5 protein-coding genes are annotated in these 7,577 nt (G+C 63.6%); all 5 read right to left on the bottom strand.

Annotated features, from left to right (window positions below; translation table 11 throughout):
• Positions 1-1,518 (bottom strand): sugar ABC transporter ATP-binding protein (locus tag SO180_RS07255; protein ID WP_449378128.1); only part of this gene is annotated, 1,518 nt, incomplete at its 3' end.
• Between the two features lie 536 nt (positions 1,519-2,054).
• Entirely contained in the window at positions 2,055-2,861 is an 807-nt protein-coding gene (gene iolB, locus SO180_RS07250; protein ID WP_449378127.1) for a 5-deoxy-glucuronate isomerase, read from the bottom strand.
• A 58-nt stretch (positions 2,862-2,919) separates the two neighbouring features.
• A complete protein-coding gene (gene iolE, locus SO180_RS07245; protein WP_449378126.1) occupies positions 2,920-3,813 on the bottom strand; it encodes a myo-inosose-2 dehydratase in 894 nt (297 codons plus the stop codon).
• A gap of 8 nt (positions 3,814-3,821) precedes the next feature.
• Entirely contained in the window at positions 3,822-5,657 is a 1,836-nt protein-coding gene (gene iolD / locus SO180_RS07240; RefSeq protein ID WP_449378125.1) for a 3D-(3,5/4)-trihydroxycyclohexane-1,2-dione acylhydrolase (decyclizing), read from the bottom strand.
• Positions 5,654-7,564 carry a bifunctional 5-dehydro-2-deoxygluconokinase/5-dehydro-2-deoxyphosphogluconate aldolase gene (locus tag SO180_RS07235; RefSeq protein WP_449378124.1) on the bottom strand — a complete coding sequence of 637 codons (1,911 nt, stop codon included), beginning with the start codon at positions 7,562-7,564 and terminating at the stop codon, positions 5,654-5,656. Before SO180_RS07235 ends, iolD begins: the two co-directional genes overlap by 4 nt.
• Positions 7,565-7,577: the final 13 nt, after the last annotated feature.

Genomic DNA, 7,577 nt, shown 5'->3' with positions numbered 1-7,577 from the left:
GTGGAGCTCTTCGGCATCGTCGATCTCCCCGCGCATGAGCGTTCGAGCCACATGGCCATTGACGATCACTGAGATGCGGTCGCAGAGCTCGATCAATTCGACGAGATCGGACGAGACGACGAGGACGCCGGTGCCGTCACGAACGGCATTCCGGATTACACCGTAAATTTCCTCCCGTGCGCCCACGTCGACGCCAACCGTCGGCTCGTCCAGAAGCAGGACGCGCGGTCGCGGATCATTCCATTTTGCGAACACGACCTTCTGCTGGTTGCCGCCCGAGAGTGTCCGGACCAAGCTGGAGGCACCCTGCGCCTTAACGGCAAGCTTGGTGATCGCGGCCGCCGCACGCTTGGCGGCGGCGTGCTGCTGCATCCAGCCCCACCGCGAGAAATAGGGAATTCGTGACAGGGTGACGTTGCGTTCGATCGAATGGTCCAGGACCAGACCCTGCACGTGCCGATCTTCCGGCACTAGCGCGATACCCTGATCGATCGCATCGGCCGGGCTCTTCGGCAACCAGCGCCGGCCCTCGATCTCAATTGTGCCGCTGTCGAGTGGCCGGAGGCCGAACACCGTCTCCAGAATCTCCGTGCGTCCGCTGCCGATCAATCCGGCGAGGCCGTGGATCTCGCCTTTCAGCACGGACAGATCGACGGATCGTAGCCGGTCATTGAACGCACCCGACAGAGACAAGACCGACGACGGATCGAACGCGCGCTTTGCCGCGGGCTCGGCGCGCGACGCCGCTGCGGGCGTCAGTCGATCGGTTCCGACGATCGCATTCACCAGCCGCTTCATGTCGGTATCGACGGTGACGAACGTGCCAGCATTGGCCCCATCACGGAGCACTGTGACACGCTGCGAGATCTCGAAGACCTCGTTGAGCCGATGGGTCACATAGATCACGCCGACCCCCCGCCGCGTCACCTTTCCGATCGCATCAAACAGGATTCGGACTTCGTCCGACGTCAGCGACGATGTCGGCTCATCGAGGATGAGCAACCGCACCTCGCCCATTAGCGCCTTTGCGATCTCCGTCATCTGGCGGAAGGCGAACGGCAGCGAGCCGACCGTCGCTTTCGTATCCAGGGGTATGCCGAGTTCCGCCAGGAATGCTGTGGCCTGCGCCATCAGTTCTCGCTTGCGGACGAAGCCGAAACGCATGCGCGGCTCGCGGCCGAGCAGCAGATTGTCAGCGACGCTAAGCGATTCAACCAGGCTCAGGTCCTGATAGACGACGGCAATCCCCGCCTCGCGCGATTTTGCCGGACGGTCGAACGCCACTGGCCTGCCCGCAATCTCGATCGTGCCGCTGTCGAGGGCATGAACACCGCTCAGTATCTTGATCAGTGTGGATTTTCCGGCGCCGTTCTCGCCCAGCAGCGCGTGTACCTCGCCGGCTCGCACCTCGAGATTTACGTCGCGCAGCGCACGCACTCCACCGAAGCGCTTGTTGATGCCGTTGACCATCACAAGCGGCGTCGGAGGCCGTGCGGCAACCGAACCAGACGGCTCCAAGCTCTCCTCCGTCGTAGTCCCACCTCTGGTACGATGGTGACATTTTGTTATTATCGCAACTTAGTTTGTTATAATTCTATCAGATTGACCGACTGTCAATGGGAGATCGGCCCGAACGAACGTTTGAGGACACTGATCCGGCCGCATGCGGCCGTCATCATCGTGCGATAGGGTCGTGCGATAGAGATTGTCGTCGGCGTCGACATGCGGCCAACGCGCTGGGTGCGCCTGGTTCGCCGCAACCGATCTCTGCGCCAAGCCCTGCGGATTTTGCTTCGAACAGAAGCTTCACGGTAATCGCCGCAGCGACTACGTCTTGGCGTTGCCCAATTAGAACCGACCCGGCTCGCTCCGAGGCGGCTTCATCAGGCTTGAAAGTTGCGGGCTTCACCAATGGTTAGAAAGAGGCAGTCGACCTTACCAAGTTGGTGCCTTTTCCTTGTCAAAGATGAGACGTTGAAGCTGGACGTCACCTTCTCGAGGACAGAATTGACCTGATCTCGGATCTGCGCTCCGGATGACCAGGCGTCCTCATTTTAGGCATCACGCTTCATGATCCATTCGACCGCCGGGCTCGGCAGGAAACGCCATTTGCGCAAAGGGCCGGCCATCACGTTGAGATAGTACATCTCGAAGCCATGGGGTGCGCCGCAGGGATGGTGCCCGCGCGGAACCAGGACTACGTCGCCGTCGTGCACAGCCATCGTCACGTCGAGTTGTAAATCGTCGGTGTAGACACGCTGAATACCGAAACCGCTCGATGGTTTGATGCGATGGTAGTATGTTTCCTCAAGGTAGGTGATACGCGGAAAATCATCTTCGTCGTGACGATGCGAGGGGTAACTCGACCAGTGGCCCGCAGGCGTGAACACTTCGGTTACGAGAAGGCTATCGCAATAATCCTCGTTCTCCATCGCAATATTGTTGATGTAGCGCGTGTTCGTCCCCTTGCCACGCTCGATCAGCGTGATTCCGTCCGGACCAATGCGCCGCGCCGCGTGGCCACCCCTGCCAGGAGCCGAACAGACGGCGATTGTACAATCTGTTTCGGCAGTTGCCTGCCACGCGGCGCCGCTGGGTAGATAGAGGCAGTGTGGCGGGGTCTTTTCAAAGACGTCCATCCGCTCGCCCAGACTACCCCAGTCATGCCCACAGCCGGTAAAGGCGGCCTTGCCCTCTACCATCACAAGGATCACCTCGCGATCGCCCTGCGCCTCGGCGGCCTGCTCGCCCTGGCGCAGCCGGTAAAGCGAGAAGCCGACATATCGCCAGCCTGCGGATTGCGGCGTGATTTCATGCACCTTCCCGTGGGTACCAAAGGGTTTGCGTAGCAGTTCCGCCATATTTTTCTCCTGAAGCGCCGCATGCTGGTTCAGCTAGGTTGGCGCTAACCCGCACGATCTACGCGAGGCCGACACGCGCGGCGATCTCCTTGAGCGTGCGCAAGCCCAGACCCTGATATTTGAGCGGTTCGCGGACCCGGCTGTCCTGCTCGGCCTCAATGACGATCCAGCCCGAATACCCATGTTGAGCGGCAATCGTCAGCACCGGCTCAAAGTCGATACAGCCTTCGGGATCGCCCGGCACCGTGAAGGCTCCGCGCCGCACACCTTCGAGAAAACTCAAACCGTGCTCACGCACCTGCCGCATGATCGGGGGACGGATGTTCTTGCAATGGATATGAGTGATGCGGTCGATATATTTGCGCACCATTTGCGATGGATCAGCACCTCCGAAAAAGGCATGGCCCGTGTCGAACAATAGCCGGGTATGGGGACCTGCCATTTCCATGAAGCGATCGATGTCGGCGCCGCTTTCAATGATCGTACCCATGTGATGATGATACCCCATCTTCACACCCTGACCATGGGCGTACTTCGAGAGCTCCTCATATCCTTTCGAGAAGCGCTCCCATTGTTCATCTGTCATGATCGGGCGGTCGTTGACCGCCTCGCGGTCATTGCCATGCACTGTGTTCGAACACTCGCACGCGTTGATGTGATCTCCACCGGCGGCTCTTACCATGTCGATGAAATGCTGAAGGCTCTTCTTCTCAGCATCGATATCGTTCACGAGAATATTGGTCGAGTGCCAGCCGGCCGCAAAGCGCAGACCGTACTCTGCGAGCTTCGCTTTGAGCGCCTGCCCCTCATCAGGCATCTTGTGGCCCTTTTCGATGCCGTCGAACCCGATTTTCTGGCAGTCGCTCAGACAGTCTTCGAGCGTGAGATGATCGCCAATGCTCCAGTCATCATCATTCGACCAAGCGATTGGGTTAGTACCAAACAGGATCATGAGGGACCTCAATCAAAAGTGCGCTGAAGTTGCGCGTTGGCTTCGTGCCGTTCTCGGGCATGCTCAAGACGCTCAGGACCACCGGCTTGCGGAACGGCCACGTCCCACCAGTGTCCGCCGGCGCCTGTACCGGGTACGGCGTCGGTATCGATCACGATGACAGTAGGCTTGTTTCGCGCGCGCGCCGCGATGATCAGCGCTTCCAGATTGGCGATGTCCGATGCTTTCTCCGCCCAGGCGCCCATGGCTCGAGCATGTGCGACGAAGTCGATTTCGGGCTGCTCCTCAACGGCGCAGTCCTTGTACAGGTTGTTGAACTCGGCTCCGCCGCATTCGATCTGCAGACGGTTGATGCAACCATAGCCGCGGTTATCGGTCAGAACGACGGTAAACGGGATGCGCCTCATGACGGCGGTGGCAAGTTCAGAATTCGCCATCATGTAGGAGCCGTCGCCGACGAAGCAGACGACCTCCTTGTCCGGCGCGGCGAGCGCGATGCCGAGCGCGCCGGCGACCTCGTAGCCCATGCAGGAATAGCCGTACTCCATGTGGTAGCCACCCGCTGCCGCCTGCCACAGAACCTGCAGCGCGCCCGGCATGGTGCCGGCGGCGCACATGACGACGGTCTTTTCGGTCGCGACCCGCTGCACTGCGCCGATCACCTGCGCGTCAGTCGGCAGGACGTTGGCGGTCCCCTCCGGCGCGGCCGTCACCGCCTTCACCTTGGCGTGCCAGGCGGTGCGCGAAGCGGCGTCCGGGGCTTGCGCCTTGTGGCCGCCGAGCAGAGCCGAGAGCTGTTCGAGCGCCACCTTGGCATCGCCGACAACACCGATCGCGCCGTGCTTGGTGGCGTCGTAGCCGTGCAGATTGATCGAGACGAGCTTGCGGGCGCCGTTCTTGAACAGGGCCCAGCTGCCGGTCGTGAAATCCTGAAAGCGCGTGCCGACGCCGATGACGAGATCTGCGTCGGACGCAAGCGCGTTGCCGCATTCCGAACCGGTCACGCCGGGCGAGCCGAAGTTCAGGGGATCGGTCCAGGCGTTCGCCCCCTTGCCGGCCTGGGTCTCCAGGAAGGCGATGTTATGCTTCGCGGCGAAAGCGGCGAGCGTCGCCTCGGCGCCGGAATAGACCACGCCGCCGCCTGAGATCAGCACCGGCTTCTTGGCGGCACGGATCAGGCCCGCGACCTCCTCGACCTCGCGCGGGTCCGGCCGCGGCCGGCGGATGCGCCAGATCTTGGGCTCGAAGAAGCTTTCCGGATAATCGTAGGCCTCGGCCTGGACGTCCTGGCAGAAGGCCAGGCACACCGGCCCGCAATTGGCCGGATCGGTCATCACGGCCAGCGCGCGCGGCAGCGCGGTCAACAGATGTTCGGGCCGCGTGATGCGGTCGAAGTAGCGCACCACCGGCCGGAAGGCGTCGTTGGCCGAGCCCGTGCCGTCGTCGAAATCCTCGACCTGTTGCAGCACGGGGTCCGGGCGACGGTTGGCGAACACGTCGCCGGGGATGAGCAGGACCGGCAGGCGGTTGACATGCGCGAGCGCGGCCGCCGTCACCATGTTGGTGGCGCCGGGGCCGATCGACGAGGTCACCGCCATCGCCTTGCGGCGCTTCATGGTCTTGGCATAGGCGATCGCCGTATGCGCCATCGTCTGCTCGTTCTGGCCGCGCCAGGTCGGCAACGCCGTGCCGATGCCGTGCAGCGCCTCGCCGAGACCGGCGACGTTGCCGTGGCCGAAGATCGCCCAGACACCCTCGATGAAGCGCCCGCCCTCTTCCGTCATCTGCACCGAGAGCCAGCGCACCATGGCCTGCGCCGCGGTCAGTCGGATCGTCTTGGTCATGCCGCCTTCTCCCCCGCGGTTGCGCGCGCCTCGTCCCAGATCTCGCAGAGCCGGCGGTAGCGCAGTGCCATTTCGGCGACCGCCGCCTCGTCGGACGTCTCACCCTTGAACCACGCCCGCGCCACCTCGCCGAAAATGGTGCGCCCGACCGCAAAGCCCTTCACCAGCGGGAAGCTGGCGGCGACGCGGAAGCTGGCGGCGAGTTCGGCCTCGGGCGCATCGAGACCGAGCACGACGATGCCGCGGGTAAAGCGGTCGTGCGCCTCGATCGCCTTGCAGGCAGCATCCCAGGCGGCTGCGCTCGCCAGCGGTTCGAGCTTCCACCAGTCGGGATAGATGCCGGCGGCGTAAAATTGCCGGATCAGCGTTGCCGTCGTCGCATCGTCGACCGGCCCGACCTTCGAGGCCACGATCTCCAGCAGGAACTCGAGGTTGTTGCGCCGTGATGCCTCGAACAGGCGCTTGACGCTCTCTTCCTGCGCCGCGCGCGTCGCAACGTCATCGTTCGGATGGCAGAAGCAGAGCACCTTCACGACGTTCTCGCGCGCCCACTCACCGAGGCCGCCGCAGTCGGCCCCGAGCTCCGGCTCCAAGGAGAGTGGCCGCGAGCCCGGCCATTCGCAGGGCCGGCCGATCCAGAGGCCCGAACCGGAGGCAGCGTGGAGCGCGCGCCGACCGGTGCGGTTGTCGCAAAGGATGCCGTAGCCGGGCTGCCCGCCCTGCACCTCGAGCGCGGCCTTGAGGCACAGCTCCTTGAAGGCGCCACCCTTGGCGAGCGTGTAGCCGTCCATCTGCTCGAGCTGCGACCGATGGTCGAAGGCGAACACCCGACATTCCGACCAGTCGCCCGACCGATTTGTCGCCCAGTGGATCTGTTCGAGCTCGGTGTCGTGGCGCAGCGCCTTCACCGTGATGCCGCGCTTGAGGAAGAACCGGAGCTCCTCCCAGGACGGATAAGCCGGCGTGCAGCCGTGGCGGCTGACCGCGAAGGCGCCGCAGGCATTGGCGTATTCGAGCGCCTTCGGCCAGCTCTCGTCGTCGAGCCAACCGCGCAGCAGCCCGGCGAAGAAGCCGTCACCGGCGCCAAGCACATTGAAGACTTCAATCGGGAATCCCGGGCCCATCTCGCCGTCGTCGAGACTGTCGGGGATGGCGGCAGCGAAGGCGACCGCCCCCTTCGCCCCGCGCTTGCAAACCAGCGTCGCCGGGGTCAGCGCGCGGACAGCTCGCAGCGCGGCGACCGTGTCGGTCGAGCCGCCGGCAATGTGGAATTCCTCCTCCGTGCCGACGATCAGGTCGAAGAGATGGAGCGCGCCCTGGAGCTTCCTGGTGACCGTCGCGCTTTCGATGAAGCGGCTTTCACCGGCGCCATGGCCCGCGAGGCCCCAGAGGTTCGGGCGATAGTCGATGTCGAGCGCGGTGCGGGCGCCGTGGGCGCGGGCGAGCCGCAGCGCCTTGAGGACGGTGGCTTCGGTTCGCGGGTTCGACAGATGCGTACCGGTCGGCACGACCGCGCGCGCGGAGGCGATGAAGGCCTCCTCGATGTCGTCCTCGGAGAGAGCCATGTCGGCGCAATTCTCGCGATAGAAGATCAGCGGGAACTGGTCCTCGTCGCGGATGCCGAGCAGCACCAAGGCAGTCAGACGCGCGGGGTCGGTCTTGACCCCCTGCACGTCGACGCCTTCCCGCTGGAGCTGTTCGCGGATGAACCGGCCCATGTGCTCGTCGCCCACCCGCGTGATCAGCCCGGACTTCAGCCCGAGCCGCGCCGCCCCGCAGGCAATGTTGGTCGGAGAGCCGCCGATGTACTTGTTGAACGATCCCATGTCCTCGAGCCGCCCGCCGACCTGCGCGCCGTAGAGATCGACCGAGGATCTTCCGATCGTGATGACGTCGAGTTTCTTCATTGGCCGGCTCCTC

Source organism: Bradyrhizobium sp. UFLA05-112 (assembly GCF_053572325.1).
The sequence above is the reverse complement of the archived record's forward strand: the minus strand, read 5'-3'. Positions and strand labels throughout refer to the sequence as shown.

What these genes read in the sequence shown, in the direction of transcription:
- iolB (WP_449378127.1), bottom strand. Translation starts at nt 2,861, where the DNA reads ATGGCGGAACTGCTACGCAAACCCTTTGGTACCCACGGGAAGGTGCAT.
- iolE (WP_449378126.1), bottom strand. Translation starts at nt 3,813, where the DNA reads ATGATCCTGTTTGGTACTAACCCAATCGCTTGGTCGAATGATGATGAC.
- iolD (WP_449378125.1), bottom strand. Translation starts at nt 5,657, where the DNA reads ATGACCAAGACGATCCGACTGACCGCGGCGCAGGCCATGGTGCGCTGG.
- SO180_RS07235 (WP_449378124.1), bottom strand. Translation starts at nt 7,564, where the DNA reads ATGAAGAAACTCGACGTCATCACGATCGGAAGATCCTCGGTCGATCTC.